Raw genomic sequence first — 17,013 nt, 5'->3', positions numbered from 1 at the left:
TAAAAAACTAGAGCTGTCATTTGTAAGCTCTAGTTTTTTTATTATTCATTTTCTACTGATGTAATAAAGTTGGTAATAGCATTAAAGTAATCTTTTTGGTCATCAAAAATTGAAAAGTGGCTTCCATTAGGACATATATGAGCTGTACCATTAGGTAATCTATCGGCTAAAGCTTTAATATCAGCTGGATTCATGCTGTCATACTTTCCTCCTAATACAAGAGTAGGCATCGTAATTTTGGATAAACGATCCCGAATTGTCCAATTTTTACATGAACCAGTAATGTTAAATTCCGTTGGTCCTTGTAGGGTGACATAAACTTGCTCATTCATATGATCAAAAGTTCTTTGCACGGCATCGGGCCATGGAGATATTCTGCAAATGCAGCGGTGATATAATTTCATCAATAGTTCTTGATAATGTGGATCATCATAGTTGTGTCGTTCTTCTTGTTTTTTCATATATGAAACATCAGCAGGATCCATCGATTCACGGTACTTGTTAATATATTTTGCGTAATCTTGATATGAATCAACCATGTTTGAATCAATTAGGGCTTTCACATGTTTGCCGTATTTAGAAGCGGCATATTCTAAAGCAAATAAACCACCAAATGATTGACCGTATAAATAAAACTGATCTAAATCCCATGCTTTACGGACTTCTTCTATTTCTTCTATAAAACGCGGAATTGTCCATAACTTTGGATCATTAGGTTGATCTGAGAAATATGATCCCAATTGATCATAGTAGATAATCTCTATATTGGGATGCATTTTAATGTAATTAGAAAAAGGCTCAAGATATTCATGATCCATGCCAGGACCGCCGTGCAGAAGCAAAATCTTAATAGGACCGTGTCCTTCTTTACGAGTCCATACATGATAACCATTTTTAAGAGTCACTATTTTACTTTCATTAGCCATCTTAAACACACTTTCTTTGTATCTATACAACTATATTATAGTGTGTTTTGTAATGTAGATAGTAATGTAAAAAATAAAGCAAAGAAAAAAGCCACAAGTAACTTTTTGGCATAAGTTAATGTGACTTTTTAGTTTGTATTAATTTTGATGCTACCGATCTTTTAACGATTAGCCATGATCTTGATTTTACCATCAATAATTTTCTGCTTGGCTTTCTGAACTTTGATCCAGGTATGATAAGATAAATTACCTTGTACTAGAGAAATACCTTTGTTTTTAAGACCATAGTTTAAGTTCTTTCCACCAGGGAAATTACCCTTAGCAGTTTGATTAGCAAGATCTTCAACAGCTACATCTGCGCTTTTGATTACAGAGGTAAGGGTAAAGTTAGAAGGTTGACCGCCTTTTGCTTGGTAATTTCCAAGTTTGGTTTGATCTTCATCTGAACCAATAACCCAGACCTTTTGTCCTACGGGATTGGTTTGATTGACTTCTTTGGCAGCTTTAAAGACGCCTTGACCGCTTTTGCCCGCAGCTTGGAAGATTATATCAGCTTTCTGATTGTACATTTCCTGGGCAATATCATGCGCTTTATTAATATCTGAAAAATTACCTACAGTTTTGCTCATCACTTTAATATGCTTATGAAGCTTACGACTGCTGGCTGTAACTCCTTGAGTAAAACCGGCTTTAAAGGAATCCATCTCTTTACTGTTTTGCCCTAAAATAAGTCCCACTGTGTGGCTTTTAGTGGTGTAGGCAGCTGCAACGCCTGCTAAATAAGCTCCTTCTTGATTTTTAAAGGAGATGCTAGCTAGGTTTTTAATCTTAGCAGCATGAGTATCAATAAGAACGAAGTTCTTTTTAGGATTACTCTTCGCGGCTTTAACAATATTAGGCTTAAGTGTATAACCAACGCCAATGATTGTTGAAAAATCATTATCTAGAACTTTGTTGATAGTTGCTTGATAATCTTGGGGATCTTTAGGAACGAAATAATTGTAGCCTTTATTTCCTTCAACAAGGTTATTCTTAGTACCGTAATTCTTAACGCCTTGCCAGGCAGATTGATTTAAAGAATTATCTTTAATTCCATTGGTATCTGAGATTAAAGCAATGTGATTGGCTAGCTTTTTATTTGTTTGCCCTTCATGAGTTGGTTTGCTGCAAGCACTTAGGCTCAAAAAAACAGTACTTGCTATTAGTAGTAGAGAAAATTTTTTATTTAGTTTCATTTAAAAACCTCGATTAAAAATCTATTCTAATTTTAAACGAGAAAAAGGCCATCCTACAAGTCAAAGTAGGGTGGCCTTTAAAAATATTAAACTTATTTTTGAGCTTTTTTAGCTTCAGCTTCGTATTCACGAACAATGTTGAAGTTAGAATCTTTAGAATCTACATAATCATAGTGTTGGTAGATGTTTTCAAGGATCTTCTTGCCTTTCTTAGTCTTGGCAATATCTTTGAATGCTTTAGCAAGTTTCTTCTTAAATGACTTGGACATACCACTTCTAACTGAAACAGTATCGTTTGGAATGTACTTGGTAAAGTAGATTGGAACAACATCTTTCATTACGGCTGGTGCATCTTTTGCAGCAAGTGGGCGAGCATCTGAGAAGACAAAGGCAGCATCAGCGTCTCCGTTATAAACTGATAAAACAGCTTGATCGTGTCCCTTAACTTGAACTAACTTACAATCCTTTGGTACGTTTAAGCCCTTCTTGTGAAGTTCGGCGATTGGAAGAACGTAACCAGAAGTAGAGGTTGGGTCTTGAACGGCAATCGTCTTACCTTTAAGATCTTTCCAAGATTTAATCTTAGAACCTTTTTTAACAACGATCATTGAACGGAAGCTGTCCATTAATTTATGATTTTGCTTACCACTTGGTTCATCGTAGCCATAGCGTTGTGCTTGAAGTAAAACGTCAGCTACACCACGCTTGTGAGCTAAAACATAAGCATCAGGTGGTAAGAAACCAACATCAACTTTCTTAGATGCCATTGCTTCAACCAAAGCGGAATTATCAGTTGAAACAGTTACGTGAACGGGCATGTGTAATTGCTTTTCAAGTAAACCTTGTAATGGTTTAGCCTTAGCTTCAAGTTTAGAAGCTTGGACACTAGGAACGAATTGAACGTTTAACTCCTTAGGAGTATAACCATCGCTTGATTTAGAAGCAGATTTACTGTTCGAGCAAGCTGCACTTGTTGCAGCAAGTAAAACCATAGCGGCGCCAATCAAAAATTTCTTTATCTTCATTTTTTCCTCCAGAACTATTTAATGAAGTTGACGATTTAAAGATAGCAGACTATTAATCGTAATTCAAGGCAAAATATGAATAATTATAAACATTATTCTTTATAATGTACGGATATATACGTATTTTATATATGCAAAAGCTATATATAATGCGCGTTTGACGCAGAATTTAAAATATGAAAAATTTCAAAATAAAAAATCTTATTTTTATACTACAACATCTTGTATATGATTTTTACTTTGATACAATAAATAGTGCTTCAATTTTGAAATTACTGGAGGATTTTGATGAATTTATATAAAAAGATTGCTTTAGGTTTAGTTGCAGGGTTGGCATTAATTGCTACTGGATGTTCAAAAGGAAATAAAGAAGATAGTTCAGCAGCAAATATTCCAACTAAAATTACCAAGAAAACTACGGTAACCTTTTGGCATGGAATGAATGGTGGTCAGCGTGCAGAATTAGAAAAATTAACTGCAGAATTTGAAAAGAAAAATCCTAATATTAAAATCAAACTTGAAAATCAAGGTTCTTATATTGATTTACAAGCTAAGGTAAATTCAACATTACAATCACCAAATAATTTACCAACAATTACGCAAGCATATCCTGGTTGGCTCTATAATGCTGTTAAGAGTAATATGTTGGTTGATCTTTCCCCATACATTAATAACAGTAAGCTCGGTTGGGGAAGTGCTGCTAAGTCAAATATTAGAACTGAATTATTGGATGGAGCTAAAATTCAAGGAAAACAATACGGTATTCCATTTAATAAATCTATTGAAGTTTTAACCTATAACAAGTCCATGTTTGAAAAATATGGTATTAAAAAAGTTCCTACAACTATGAAGGAATTAGCACAAGTTTCAGAAACCATTTATAAGAAGAGTAACCATCAAGTTGTTGGTGCAGGCTTTGATTCTTTAGCTAATTACTATACCTTGGGTATGAAAAATGAAGGAATTAATTTAACTGATAAAGTTAACTTTACTGGCAAAGATTCCAAGAAAGTTATTGATTACTATGCTCAAGGTATGAAGAAGGGCTACTTTACAACTGCTGGTTCAGCACACTATTTATCAGGTCCATTTGCTAATGAAAAGGTAGCAATGTATATTGGAACATCAGCAGGTGAAGGCTACGTTAAAAAGGCAGTTGGTGATAAGTTTACTTATGATGTAGCTGCACGCCCTGGTAAATATACTATGCAGCAAGGTACTGATATTTACATGTTTAAAAAAGCAACAGCAATGCAAAGAACTGCCGCATTTAAATATATGCAATTTTTAACTTCTAAATCTACTCAACTTAAATGGGCAAATGCAACTGGCTATATTCCAGTTAATAATTCTGTTGTGAAATCTAAAGAATACAAAGAAAACACCAAGACTAAGCTTCCAGCTAAGTTAGAAGGGGCTATGAAACACTTGTACAGTATTCCAGTAGCTAAGAACTCAAACGCTGCCTACAGTCAATTAGATCCAATTATGGCTAAGATTTTGTATGCAGCTAAGAATGGTCAAAATGTTGATAATCAAATTAAAGCAGGTAAAGCAAAATTTGATGCAGCGTGGAAGCAATAAAAATAATTTGAAATAAAATAAGGTCGAAACTTCGTACTAAGATGAAGTTTCGACCTTTTTTGATTATTACCAAATTGAACCTAAGAACCAAAAAATGACATCTATAAATGGAATATATGAGCAAATAAAATACTGATAAAATACATGGAAAAAATCATGATGTTCAACATTATTAAACAGATATTTTGGATTATTTTTATCGCCATAGGCTCCAAAAGATTTATCAAAATAATATTTTTCATTTTTCTTATGTAATAGTGTCTGTATTAGAGCTACTATATTGGTGATAATTATTGAAAGCACAATAATACTAATAATTACTATCCATATTCCCGTCATATACTATCTCTTTTTTTGATAATTTTTATATATTCCACTAGCAGTTTGTAGAACCAATGATGTTGCAGCTCCGTTAGCGCACCCTAATATGGGATTCCCGAAATATATTCCCATTACTGCACCTTTACCACATGATCCTGCAACACTACCCCAATTTACGTTGTTTCCACCATATATCCGGCTTAGTTCATTTTTAGAAACTTTTTCGATCATTATCTTCCACCTCCAGCTAACCAGCCCACACATTGTACTGATCCGCCAATTGCACCAGCACTTGCACCGATTAGTGCACCTGCTCCTACAGAAACTGGCTGACCAAAAAAGGATCCAGCCCGTGCACCTCTCCATGCACCAATAGCTATATTAGTACCAATTGTTCCTCCGCACTTTGCAACTGACCAATTTTTTCCACCAACGACGGTTTGTAGTTGACACTCGTTTAATACTTTCATGTTTGTTTATATCCTTTTCTTTATATTTTTTTATAGTTTACTAAAAAAATAAATCTTAAGAGGAAAAGTGACTAATTTAGCTTAAAATATAACTAAAAAGGGTCGAAACTTCATACTAAGATGAAGTTTCGACCTTTTTTAATTATCTAATTCTAAGATTTAAAATCAAACCGATAAAGAAACCAACCGCTTCAGTAATAAACAATACTTGCGTATTTTGAACAACTTTAGGAAATGATTTTGGCTTCGTCTGAATTTTCCAAAGAAAGCGCATGTTCTTATAGATGGTTGGAATGCAAATTAAAATTAAAGCTACACTCCAAGGAAGGACACCAATCCAAATTGCCCAACCTGTTAAAAAGAAACCAAGTAAATAATTGAATACAAATAAATATAATCCGCCTTTGATTCCAATGTATGAAACTAGTGTGTGGCGACCATTTGCAATATCGGCGTCATGATCACATAAATTGTTACCTAGCATTAAAGTAAAGTTACAAATTTCAGGTATTCCAGCAGCCAGAATAATTGGATAAATAAAGTTCCAATTAAAAGAGACCTTAGAACAAACATTGATGTAAACCATTACCAAGAAAATACCAAAGCCCATTGCAAAACAAGCTGCAATCTCTCCAAACGGTCCAGCAGAAATTGTGTGTGAACCCGTTGAATAAGAAATAGCAATAGCATAACAAATAATTCCAACAATCCAAATATAGATATTAGTTTGAAGTCCAATCAGAATAGCGCAAACAGCTGAAACGATGAATAATACCCAAACAAAAGCTAAAACGTGTTTAGGATTAAGGTGATACTTACCAATGGGATTCTTCTTATGATCGCCAGTTTTGGCAGCTTTTTCACGTTTATAATCCCAATAGCCATCATTCACGTTCATAAAAATTTGTAGAACAATCGTGGCAATACACATTTCAATTGTAGGAAAAATTCTGAAAAACTGAAAATTATATTCTGTATACATCATCCCTAATAATACGGGAATAATTGAATTAAATAGGGTACGTGGTTCAATTAATTCATAGTAGCCTTGCTTAGCTTCAGCAGACATAGTAAACTTCTTTCTATTTTTTAGATTAGTCCTTGATCCATTAAATAAAGTTGGTGGAAATGTTCATTATGTTTAAAGAGATCATGTGGATTTCCTTGCATTGTGACTTTGCCATCTTTAAAGAAGAGAACTTCGTTCATATATTTTACACCTTGTAGATGGTGCGTTACCCAAACTACTGTCTTATTTTTTAAAACTTCAAACACTAAATTTAAAAGTTTTTGTTCTGTAAGAGGATCTAAACCAACAGTGGGCTCGTCTAAGAGGACGATTGGTGTGTCTTGTAAAAGTACACGTGCTAATGCTAAACGCTCTTTCTGACCACCTGAAAAACGCGCTCCAGCTTCAGCTACTTCTGTGTCTAACTTCTTAGGAAGTGAATTAACAAAATCAGCTAGCTGGACCTTTTCTAAAATTTCCATCATTTGATCTGTAGTAGCATCTGAGTTAGCCATTTTGAGATTTTCATAAATAGTTGTATTAAACAAAAATGGTTCTTGATTTAGAACAGAGAATAACTTTGAGCGTTCCCTTTGAAGTTTAAGAACGTTTAAATGATCGAGTGTCACAGTCCCTTGGTTAGGTTTTAAATCACCTAAGATTAATTGCAAAATAGTACTTTTACCAGCACCTGATGGGCCGATTAAAGCAGCTTTTTGTCCTCTTTTTAGAGTAAGAGAGAAATTTTGAATAATTGGATAGTCTTCTTTAGGATAAGTGAATGAAATATCCGATACTCTTAAAGTACCTGCAAAAGCAGGATCGAGATATTGCTGAGCAGGCAAACGATTCTCTGGTACCTTTAATTCATTTAAGTGTTTTACAGAATCGCTATATGTATGCCATTCTTCAATTCCTTGACCAACTGGAATAAAGGCATCTGATAAAGGAAAGAGAGCTAAGACAACTGCTCCAACATAGTTTGCTGCTTCTTGATTATTGGTAAGAGTTTGGTTCGTGAAATAAAGAAGCGCAACTGCCATCAAGCCAAAGATGAACTCAAGACCGAAGTCTCTAGCCCAATCAAACTTTCCAGACTTCTTTTCATGTTGGCCTAAAGATTTTAAAGTCTCTTTAGTTTGATTAAAAAAGGCATCCCGTCTACCAGAAATTTTCCAGTCCCCAGCTCCTAAAACTTGGTCAGTAAATTCAGTGTAAAGTTGTGCTTTTTCTTCTTTCTCTTTAGTGCGAACAGCAGCTTGTTTTAAGAGGGAGAATAAGGGAACCAATACTAATTCCGCAACTAATAAAATTGCGATTGCTCCAGCTAAAGGCCAGGAGAAGAGCCCCAGCAAAATTACTACAAAGAAACCAACTAAGTAACTCAAGATTGCAGGGAAAATAGTTCTTAGATAAAGATTTTGCAAGTGACCAATGTCATCAGTTAAAAGCGATAAAATACTTCCTGTTTGAAAGCTTGAACCAACAGCTGAAGTATTTCTTTCGGCAATGTAAAACAGTCTTCGTCTTAAAGAACTAGTAACACGTAAAATCCAGTTGTGGGATACTAAACGTTCTAAATATCTAAATAAAGGACGACCAATACCAACAGCCCGCATTAAAACTATTGGTACATAAATCATTAGAATGTTTTCTGGGCGTGTAGCGGCTTTATCGATGGTATAGCCAGCATAAAACATAAGGGCACCACCGCAAAAGAACATGATTACGCCTAGAAAAATTGCTAAGAGAAAGTTCCATTTATATTGGGCTAGGTATGGTTTAATCCAGTGATCATTTTTCCAAGAAAATTTTTTATTCATCATAGTTGGTCTTCTTTCAGTGGCTTAGTGAGTTTCTTAAAGGCAGTTCCATTTTTTGCTAAATCTGCAGGAGTACCTTGTTCGACGATTTCTCCATTTTCAATAACTAAGCACCAATCCATGTCATTTAACCAATGCAGACGGTGAGTTGTAAAGAAAACTAGGTGATTTTCCATTAGTTTTTTCATTGGTTGCTTTAATTCGTATTCAGTTTCAATATCAAGGTGAGCAGTTGGTTCATCGAAGAATAAAATCTTGCGGTCTTTTGCTAAAAATGCGCGTGCCAAGGCAATTCGCTGTTTTTGACCACCAGAAATGCCACGTCCATTTTCGCCAATTTTAGTATTCAAACCATCTTTTAAGCTGGCCACGAAGTTGTCTAAGTCAGTTGCCTTTAAAGCTGCATCAATCTCTTCCTGGCTGGCATTTGGGTTATAGAAAGTTAGATTGTCTTTGATACTAGTAGCGAACATGTAAGGATCTTGCGGAATATAAGTAATTTGATTTTGCCAATTCTTTTGATTGAGTTGAGTAAGAGTTTGTCCATTGATAGTGAAGTTATCGTCTTTAAGGTGCGGGGTAAGGAAACCAGCTAGGATTCGCATTAAAGTTGTCTTGCCAGCTCCAGTTGGCCCAATAATGCCGACTTTTTGAAAACCAGTAAGGTTCAAATTGATATTACGTAATTCATCAGCGGTATGTTGGCTTGTTTTATGCATCGTTTTCTTTTTTACGACGCCGCTCATTTTAGCATTTTTATTAACAGTGAACTTACTTTGATCAACATGACTGTAGTTAAAAGAAAGATTCTTAGCTACTAAAGTGCTATCGTTGTTCCACGTGAAACTGGATAACTGATCCTCTTGCGGTGTAGTAGGAAAAGCTAAAATATCAAAAATTTGTCCAAGCGCGTTTTTACCGTTTAATGTTGCATGAAAGTCATTACCAAAATCACGAATAGGTAAAAAATATTCGGGTGATAAGATCAAAATAACTAGCGAAGGATAGAGAACCAAATTGCCGTTGATTAAGCCAATTCCAAGAAACATGGCAATCATCGCAATTGACAAAGTTGTAAAGAAATCAAGTGTAAAAGTAGACAAGATAGCCACTCTTAAAACTCCCATTGTTTTTTTACGATAGTTTTCGCTGTTCTTGTAAACAATATTGCCATATCTTCTAGCAAGTCCTAAAACTTTTAAAGTACTTAAGCCACGCAAGGCGTCGACAAAATGATTTTGCAACTTAACATAGCCTGCGTATTGCTTACTAGCTTTACTTTGTGCTGCTGTCCCTAAAATAATCATAAATAAGATTAGTAGAGGAAAGACTAGCAATAAAATCCAGCCAGATAGGGCATTTAAGGTAAAGATATAGATCAAAATAACCCAAGGAACAATTGCAAGTGCAATTAATTTTGGAAAAATCAAAGATAGATAGTTAGAAATCTCATCCATTCCATCTAGTAAAGTAGAAACTAAGTTACCAGTTCCAATTCTTGATACTAGTGCAATTCCGCCATCATAGGTTTTATTAAGTAGTTGCTGGCGCAAAAGTGTAGTTGTTTGATTTGCATAACGGTTCATGTACCATTTTTGAAACCAGTTGATACCTTGCCGTAATAAATAGAAGATCAAAAAAAGTAACACATCTTGTGCTATTTCAGTAAAAGGTTGCTGTTTCCAAGAGCCAACAATTGCTCGGGCAAGAAAAATACCTTGTCCTAAAATAGCAAATGCTTGCAAGAACATTAGTCCTGCAAGCATTGCGAGCATGATTTTGGCTTTTGGTAATTTGAAAAGTCGTTTATCAATCATTTTTATTCCTGTTCTAGATTAAGCGTTTTGATTTACCTTAATCCGCCGTCTAAAGACTACATATGACCAGATGATGTAAACCAAGGCAATTGGCAAGAGAATAAGAGCAACAATTGTCATTACCTCAAGTGTCAATTTAGAGTTAGCAGCAGTCTTAATCAAGAGTGAGTGTGCTGAATCAGTTGCGATTAAAACGCGTGGGAAAAGTCCATTGAACAAGAGTCCAACGACAGCCACTAAAGTTAAACCACTTGTTACAAAAGCTGCTACCTGTTTGTTCTTAATCAAAGAAATATCTGACCAAGCAGTTAGGGCAACAATAATTAAAGTAATGATTGTTGAAGAAACTGGTCTTAGCTTAAAGAAATCAGTTTGGAAGAAGACTAGCAAGGCAAAGACAACTTCACCTAAGTAGGCTATAAGGTAAAGCTTTTCATTTAAACTAGCAGCTCGCTCGCTCAATTCTGGATCATCAATTCGTAGTCTTAAGAAGTTAATTCCATGAATTAAGCAAAGAAGTACGCCAGCGACACCAGCAACAATTGATAGTGGGTTAACAATATTCCAGAAACTTAAGCTCATATTTCCTTGAGCATCAATTGGCACACCTTGAACCAAGCTACCAAACATCATTGTTAGGAAAAATGGTGCTAATAAGCTGCCCCAAAATAGAGCGCCAGTCCAAATTCTAAAACCATGTTCAGTTTCTGCATGAGCAGAGAATTCAAATGACACACCTCTGATGATTAGAGCAAATAAAGTAAAGAATAGCAAAATGTAATAGCCACTAAATAGACTTGCGTACCAGTCAGAAAATGAAGCAAACATAGCACCACCAGCAGTGATTAACCATACTTCATTTCCATCCCAGTGAGGTCCGATGGTTTCCATCATGAGATGCTTTTCTTGATCATTTCTTGCTAAAAACTTAGTTGCCATTCCTACACCATAATCAAAACCTTCAGTGAAGTAGAAGATCATGAATAAGAGGCCGATTAATAAGAACCAAAGCAACTGTAAAAAATCAATTCCGTCGATCATTAGTATGCACCCCTTTCAAGTGCACCAGCTACACCCATGTCAAGTTGACGTTTGCAGTAATAGATCATTACTCCGCCAAGAGTTGAGAAGATTAGGAAGTACATAATATTCGTGAACCAAAGCTCGCCGGTTGTTGTACTTGCAGAAATTGAGTCTGCAATTGTGAAGAGTCCATAAACAGTCCATGGGAAACGACCAAGTTCTGTAATGAACCAACCACAAGTATTCGCAACAAATGGAAGGAAGGTAGAAATACCTAAAATCCATAAGAACCAACGCTTATTTTCAATTGTGTTCTTCTTTGGACGAGTCCAAATTAAACCTAGGATTGAAAGTAATGCGAATAAGGCACCAAAGCCTGCCATAATTCTGAAGCTGTAGAACAAGGTCTTAACAGGAACATAATAGCTCATGTCCTTGCCAAATTTCTTGTCATATTTAGCATGTAATTCCTTATTAATTTGGTTCATTCCTTTAATAGAACCGCTAGTCTTATGGTAAGTAAGAATAGTTAAAACATCAGGAATAGAAATTGCACCTTCATTTTTATGTTCTTTAGTATTTAAGTTAGCTACGATATCCCAAGGTGCATGATCACCAGTAGTTTCGTAAACACCTTCAGTTGCAGCAAACTTCATTGGTTGTTCATGAATTTCAACTTGAGTTTGGTAGTCACCAGCACCAATTTCAGCAATTGAGGCAAATAAAGCAATCCACAAGGCAACACGCATTGACTTCTTGTGGAAGTTGACATCGCGTTTTCTAAGTAAACCAAAGGCAGCCATACCAATTACTACAAATGAGGCAGTAACGATCGCACCGATTACTACGTGTGGAAAACTAGCCCAAAGTTGTTCGTTTGCAATTAAAGCCCAGAAACTAGCCATCTGTGCTTTACCATTTTTAATGACATAACCAACAGGGTGCTGCATAAAGGCATTAGCCGTTAAAATCCAAATTGCACTTAACATAGAACCAATAAAGGAAATCCAAACTAAAGCACAGTGAAGACCTGGCTTAAACTTATCCCAAGTAAACATCCATAAGCCAATGAAAGTAGATTCCATAAAGAAAGCAAGTAAGGCTTCAATAGCTAATGGAGCACCAAAAATATCTCCCATAAAACGAGAGTAGTCAGACCAGTTCATTCCAAACTGGAATTCCTGAATAATACCTGTAACTACCCCGACAGCAAAGCTCAAGAGATAAATTTTTCCCCAGAACTGAGCCATCTTTTTATATACTTCGTCCTTTTTAACGACATAGAGTGTTTCCATGATTGATACAATGAATCCCATCCCGATAGAGAAGGGAACAAAGAAGAAGTGGAATACTGTAGTCATTGCGAATTGGAAGCGGGCAAGATCTAACATTGTTACACCCGATAACATTTTCATTCACCTATTTCTATATCCACATATATAACATCTGTTACCTTAAGCATATACTTTCTTGATGACGTTTTCAATAATATATAAGAATAAGTTTATAAATTTTAGCTTGCTTAAAAATAGAATAAAAAAACAGGGCTTCAAAGTTGAAGTCCTGTTTTTTTATTCACTTCTTAATGCAATTGCGGCATCTTTCTTAGCTGCCATTCTAGCAGGAATGTGTCCACCAAGCATAGTTAAAATAGTACTGATAATTACTAAGATTAAAGCTTGCGTTGGATCAAGCTGAGCCACGTTGCTCATATTAGTAATTGCGTATAAAACAGCATTAATTGGGAAGGTACATAGGTAAGCAATGAAAATACCTAAAATACCAGAAAAGAGTCCTAAAATAAATGTTTCTGCATCAAAGACACGAGTAATGTCGCGCTTTCTAGCTCCAAGAGCCTTTAACACACCGATTTCCTTAGTTCGTTCTAAGACAGAAGTGTAGGTTAAAATACCGATCATAATCATAGAGGTTACTAATGAAATTCCAGCAAAGGCAACTAAAACATCGGTGATACCATCAAGCAAACCACCAGTTAATTTAGTTACTGTACCTGACATATCAGTATAAATAATCTGGTTCTTTTTCGCCTTTCCTTTATTGTATTTGTCTAAGTAATCAAGTACTTTATCTTTTGACTTAAAGGAATTTGGATAAATAAGAATACCGCTAGGGATGCTAGAGCCACCTAGAGAAGCAATGAATTGCTCTTTTTGATTTTTGTTCATTGGCTGATTAGTCATGACGTTAGTTGAGCTATTTTTTTGAGCTTTAACAATGTTTGAATTTTCATTTTGTTTAATGATTTCTTGCGTCAAACCATCGCTGTAAGCAATTCCGTTATCTAAAAGAGCCATTTGACTATTATTTTTACCGCGAATGACAGCAGTTAACTTTAGAGTTAAATTGCTTGAATCATACATTGACTTAGAAGCTTTTTGCGGAACAAAGTTGCCAGTAGGTAGTTCTTGGTAGTAATCGTTATTATTGATCACTTTAAAAGTTCGACCAACAATTTTATTAAGTTCTAACTTTTGACCATCTTTAATTGAAATACCTAAATTCTTAAGTGCGTTAATGTTGGCTTGATTTTTATTATTTAAAACGAGAACTACATCATTGTTTGACTTAGGCCATGATCCAGCAAGGATTTGGTAATTATCTTTTAAAAATGTTCCTTGCTTTGAATCGAGTGTTTTTGGAAAGACGCTGGTATTAATCCCAACGCTGTTCATTCCCTGTAGCTGTGCACTTGCAATAGCTGAACCGGAATTATTAACATTAGAAAACTCTACGTGTTTAATTTTTCCATTATCATTAGTTAAAAGATTAAGCTGAGTGCCACGGATGAAGGAAATATTGTTAGCATAATCAGGATCAATCTTTTTGACGTAATTAATGTAAGACTGGGTGATTTTGTTTTCGTGCGTATTCTTTTCATTGTCAGGCTTAGACGCAACTAAATAGCCCTTATTTTTGACGTTTTTATCTGATTCGTTTCGACTTGTAGCAGCATTCATATCGGTTGCTGTTTGTGAAATAGAAATCGGAAACTTGGCTAACGTTTTGCTCTTTGTGTCGTTAATTTGCTTTTGAAAACCATGAGACAAGGCTAAGACAATTGCAATTCCAATGATTCCGATACTGGAAGCAAAGGCAGTTAAAAAGGTCCTGCCTTTTTTAGTCATAATGTTAGTAAAACTTAACTTTAGTGCATTCCAGTAAGACATCTTCGTTTTTTTGAGTTTAAAGGTGTCTGCTACTTTTTTCTTTGGTTCAAAAGGATTTGAATCGCTGAGAATTTTACCATCTTGAAAATGAACAATTCGGCTAGCATATTCTTCGGCTAATTCTGGGTTGTGAGTTACCATGATGACTAACTTATCATGGCTCAATTCTTTAATTAACTTCATGATACTTTCGCTAGTCTTAGTATCTAAAGCACCAGTTGGTTCGTCACACAAAAGAATATCCGGATCATTAGCTATTGCCCGGGCAATAGCGACACGTTGCATTTGTCCACCCGATAATTGGTTAGGACGCTTTTTTAAATGATCGCCAAGGCCAACACGCTTTAAAGCAGCAACCGCTTTTTCATGGCGTTCATTGCTACTTACGCCAGAAAGCGTCATCCCAAGTTCAACATTTTCAATGATTGAAAGATGAGAAATTAAATTGTAGCTTTGAAAGATAAAGCCAACAGAATTGTTACGGTAAGCATCCCAGTCAGTTTGAGAAAAGTTCTTGGTAGACTTACCGTTAATGATGATGTCACCAGAATCGTAATGGTCTAAGCCACCGATTACGTTTAAAAGTGTTGTTTTTCCAGAGCCACTTGGACCTAGAATGGCTACAAATTCGCTGTTACGAAAGTTGATTGTAACGTCATTAAGAGCATGTGTAACAGTGTCTCCGACATGATATGTCTTTTTTAAATGTAAAAGCTGTAGCATGTTTATTCCCTTCTAAGCAATTATGTATTTGCTCCAACCTAATAGAGCGAATATTGCTTGAATTATAAATAGAATTGCAATTAACCCAATAATAACAAAGTGGCGCTTCTTATGCATGATAAAGACACCAGCGAATTCACGGATAGTAGCATTAGGCAAGAAATAAAATCTAGTTGTTGCGCCGATACCGTTAGCCTTTAAATGCGCCATTTTCGCATACAATCCGGCTCTAAAAAGATGATAGTTATTAGTAAAAAATTTTACCTTGAACTTTTCATTGCCATAATCTTTGATAGCAACAGCTTTAGAGTAGACCATATTTTGATAAGTATTGGTTGATTTGTCTTCAAGTAAGATTAAATCAGGGTCATAACCGCGTTTAACTGCATAATCTTTCATTGCTTCTGCTTCTGACAAATCTTCGTCTTTACCTTGTCCACCAGACATGATCAATTTAGGGCGCTTGTGGCCTTTATCATATTGTTTATTAGAAAAGGCAATTGCACGGTCAATTCTTGAGCCAAGAAGTCGTGAAACTTTTTTACCATTAATAAGACCTGCGCCTAAAACGATTAAGTAGTCTTGTTTGTAGCGTCGCGGAACAATCTGATATAAGACTAGGTTAAGTAAGAAATTGTACATTACAAACAATAAATAAAAAGCAATTAAAGCTGCGCCGGCAACTAAAGAGTGAAGCCAGCTTGGTAGCTTATGAAAGACGCCTAAACGATATAACGTCCATAATCCTACTAAGAACAATCCAATGATGAGAGTTAAAAGGTTTGGAAGCGAGTGACTTTCATATTTCCAGACAAAATAAGCATTCCATAGAAAGAAAATCCATGAGAATGTAACTAGGAAAAAAATCCCAAACAAGAAAGCCAAGGCTATAAATGAAAATGAAGAGGTGAAGATAACATTATGCTGTGAAAAGATCAATATTGCTGCCCAAGTCAAAAATGTAAGCCCAAATGCTGTAAAGATTAATCCATTAATTAAGCGACGCGGCTCAATTAGCCAGGAAAATAAAAATAGTAATAAAAACATAAACATCAATAAAGTAGTAATTGTTACTCTATGATGCATGGTAAAATTAAGAAATTGATGTAAAGATTGCATGAGTTGTGATTGCATGATTAAATGTCCTTATGTCTTTTTGATAAATAATTATAAAGAAAAAAAAGTAGGTAATTTCAATTAGGGGAAGTGTTCGAATGAAGACTTTTTTACGCTTTTTAGGTAATTTAGCAGTAATTATTATTGCCTTTGTGTTTTATACAGTTTTGCAATTAGGATACGCACAAAAAAAGGTGAACTTATTATTTGCAATTATTCTAGCCGTTTTAACGGTAGCGGTGATTTACTGGATGTATTGGATTTATAAAAGAGAGCTTAAGCAGGAAAATGATTGGTTCTTTAATGCTAAACCGCACTGGGATGTGAAGAGAATTATTATCGCAGTAGCTGCCTTTTTTGCTCTGGTAATTTTTCAAGTAGCTTATATTAGATTGATTGGCGGAAATACTGTTTCTCAGAACCAAGCAGAACTTGACGAGGTTAGGAAAGTAGCATCGCCGATGTTTAATATTTTGCTTGTTGTAGTAGCTCCAATTTGTGAAGAATTCATTTTTAGAGCGCTATTCTTTAATACTTTCTTCCCAGCAGATAACAACCTTAATAAGTGGGTTGGCGTTGTAGCAAGTGGTTTTGTTTTTGCTTATGGTCATGATCCAATGTTTAGTAAATTTATTTATCTCTACTGGGTAATGGGAATGATCCTTGCATGGACATATGTGGAAACAAAGGATATTAGATATTCGATCTTAACGCATATGCTAAATAATATCCTCTCAATTTTATAGTAAAAGA

General features: G+C 35.3%; 15 protein-coding genes. 2 read left to right on the top strand and 13 right to left on the bottom strand.

Annotation, left to right across the window (positions count from 1 at the left end; translation table 11 throughout):
• Positions 1-41: 41 nt before the first annotated feature.
• From LpgJCM5343_RS09170 to phnD, 3 genes are all read right to left on the bottom strand, one after another.
• Positions 42-926: a proline iminopeptidase-family hydrolase gene (locus LpgJCM5343_RS09170; protein WP_020807490.1), complete on the bottom strand. Its 885-nt coding sequence runs from the start codon at positions 924-926 to the stop codon at positions 42-44.
• A 161-nt stretch (positions 927-1,087) separates the two neighbouring features.
• Positions 1,088-2,161, bottom strand: coding sequence for a BMP family ABC transporter substrate-binding protein (locus LpgJCM5343_RS09165; RefSeq protein ID WP_101891032.1), 1,074 nt, complete (start codon positions 2,159-2,161; stop codon positions 1,088-1,090).
• Positions 2,162-2,253: 92 nt separating this feature from the next.
• On the bottom strand, positions 2,254-3,186 hold the full coding sequence (gene phnD, locus LpgJCM5343_RS09160) for a phosphate/phosphite/phosphonate ABC transporter substrate-binding protein (protein ID WP_113576209.1): 933 nt from the start codon (positions 3,184-3,186) through the stop codon (positions 2,254-2,256).
• Positions 3,187-3,474: 288 nt separating this feature from the next.
• Between phnD and LpgJCM5343_RS09155 the strand changes: the two genes are divergently transcribed.
• The gene (locus LpgJCM5343_RS09155) at positions 3,475-4,770 is read left to right on the top strand and encodes an extracellular solute-binding protein (protein ID WP_020807492.1); all 1,296 of its coding nucleotides are present in this window, start codon (positions 3,475-3,477) and stop codon (positions 4,768-4,770) included.
• A 66-nt stretch (positions 4,771-4,836) separates the two neighbouring features.
• On the opposite strand, the gene LpgJCM5343_RS09150 is transcribed toward LpgJCM5343_RS09155, so the two are convergent.
• From LpgJCM5343_RS09150 to LpgJCM5343_RS09105, 10 genes are all read right to left on the bottom strand, one after another.
• Positions 4,837-5,109, bottom strand: coding sequence for a hypothetical protein (locus LpgJCM5343_RS09150; RefSeq protein ID WP_020807650.1), 273 nt, complete (start codon positions 5,107-5,109; stop codon positions 4,837-4,839).
• 3 nt (positions 5,110-5,112) lie between these two features.
• Positions 5,113-5,322, bottom strand: a complete 210-nt coding sequence (locus LpgJCM5343_RS09145; RefSeq protein WP_077959249.1) for a hypothetical protein — start codon at positions 5,320-5,322, stop codon at positions 5,113-5,115.
• Positions 5,322-5,561: a bacteriocin gene (locus LpgJCM5343_RS09140; protein ID WP_049160225.1), complete on the bottom strand. Its 240-nt coding sequence runs from the start codon at positions 5,559-5,561 to the stop codon at positions 5,322-5,324. The genes LpgJCM5343_RS09145 and LpgJCM5343_RS09140 overlap by 1 nt, the downstream gene beginning before the upstream one ends.
• Before the next feature lie 142 nt (positions 5,562-5,703).
• On the bottom strand, positions 5,704-6,630 hold the full coding sequence (locus tag LpgJCM5343_RS09135; protein ID WP_101891033.1) for a prenyltransferase: 927 nt from the start codon (positions 6,628-6,630) through the stop codon (positions 5,704-5,706).
• Positions 6,631-6,650: 20 nt separating this feature from the next.
• Entirely contained in the window at positions 6,651-8,396 is a 1,746-nt protein-coding gene (gene cydC / locus LpgJCM5343_RS09130) for a thiol reductant ABC exporter subunit CydC (RefSeq protein WP_113576210.1), read from the bottom strand.
• Positions 8,393-10,210, bottom strand: coding sequence for a thiol reductant ABC exporter subunit CydD (gene cydD / locus LpgJCM5343_RS09125; protein WP_101891035.1), 1,818 nt, complete (start codon positions 10,208-10,210; stop codon positions 8,393-8,395). The genes cydC and cydD overlap by 4 nt, the downstream gene beginning before the upstream one ends.
• Positions 10,211-10,228: 18 nt before the next feature.
• On the bottom strand, positions 10,229-11,251 hold the full coding sequence (gene cydB, locus LpgJCM5343_RS09120; RefSeq protein WP_077959245.1) for a cytochrome d ubiquinol oxidase subunit II: 1,023 nt from the start codon (positions 11,249-11,251) through the stop codon (positions 10,229-10,231).
• The gene (locus LpgJCM5343_RS09115; protein ID WP_077959244.1) at positions 11,251-12,642 is read right to left on the bottom strand and encodes a cytochrome ubiquinol oxidase subunit I; all 1,392 of its coding nucleotides are present in this window, start codon (positions 12,640-12,642) and stop codon (positions 11,251-11,253) included. Before LpgJCM5343_RS09115 ends, cydB begins: the two co-directional genes overlap by 1 nt.
• 162 nt (positions 12,643-12,804) lie before the next feature.
• On the bottom strand, positions 12,805-15,144 hold the full coding sequence (locus LpgJCM5343_RS09110) for an ABC transporter ATP-binding protein/permease (RefSeq protein WP_113576211.1): 2,340 nt from the start codon (positions 15,142-15,144) through the stop codon (positions 12,805-12,807).
• Between the two features lie 12 nt (positions 15,145-15,156).
• Positions 15,157-16,278 carry a YdcF family protein gene (locus LpgJCM5343_RS09105; RefSeq protein ID WP_101891037.1) on the bottom strand — a complete coding sequence of 374 codons (1,122 nt, stop codon included), beginning with the start codon at positions 16,276-16,278 and terminating at the stop codon, positions 15,157-15,159.
• Between the two features lie 80 nt (positions 16,279-16,358).
• Here LpgJCM5343_RS09105 and LpgJCM5343_RS09100 point away from each other — a divergent pair, with 80 nt between their 5' ends.
• A complete protein-coding gene (locus LpgJCM5343_RS09100; RefSeq protein WP_049161027.1) occupies positions 16,359-17,006 on the top strand; it encodes a CPBP family intramembrane glutamic endopeptidase in 648 nt (215 codons plus the stop codon).
• Positions 17,007-17,013 lie beyond the last annotated feature (7 nt).

Origin of the sequence: Lactobacillus paragasseri, from assembly GCF_003584685.1 — a bacterium.
Lineage (GTDB): Bacteria > Bacillota > Bacilli > Lactobacillales > Lactobacillaceae > Lactobacillus > Lactobacillus paragasseri.
This window is presented reverse-complemented; position numbering and strand designations above follow the sequence as displayed.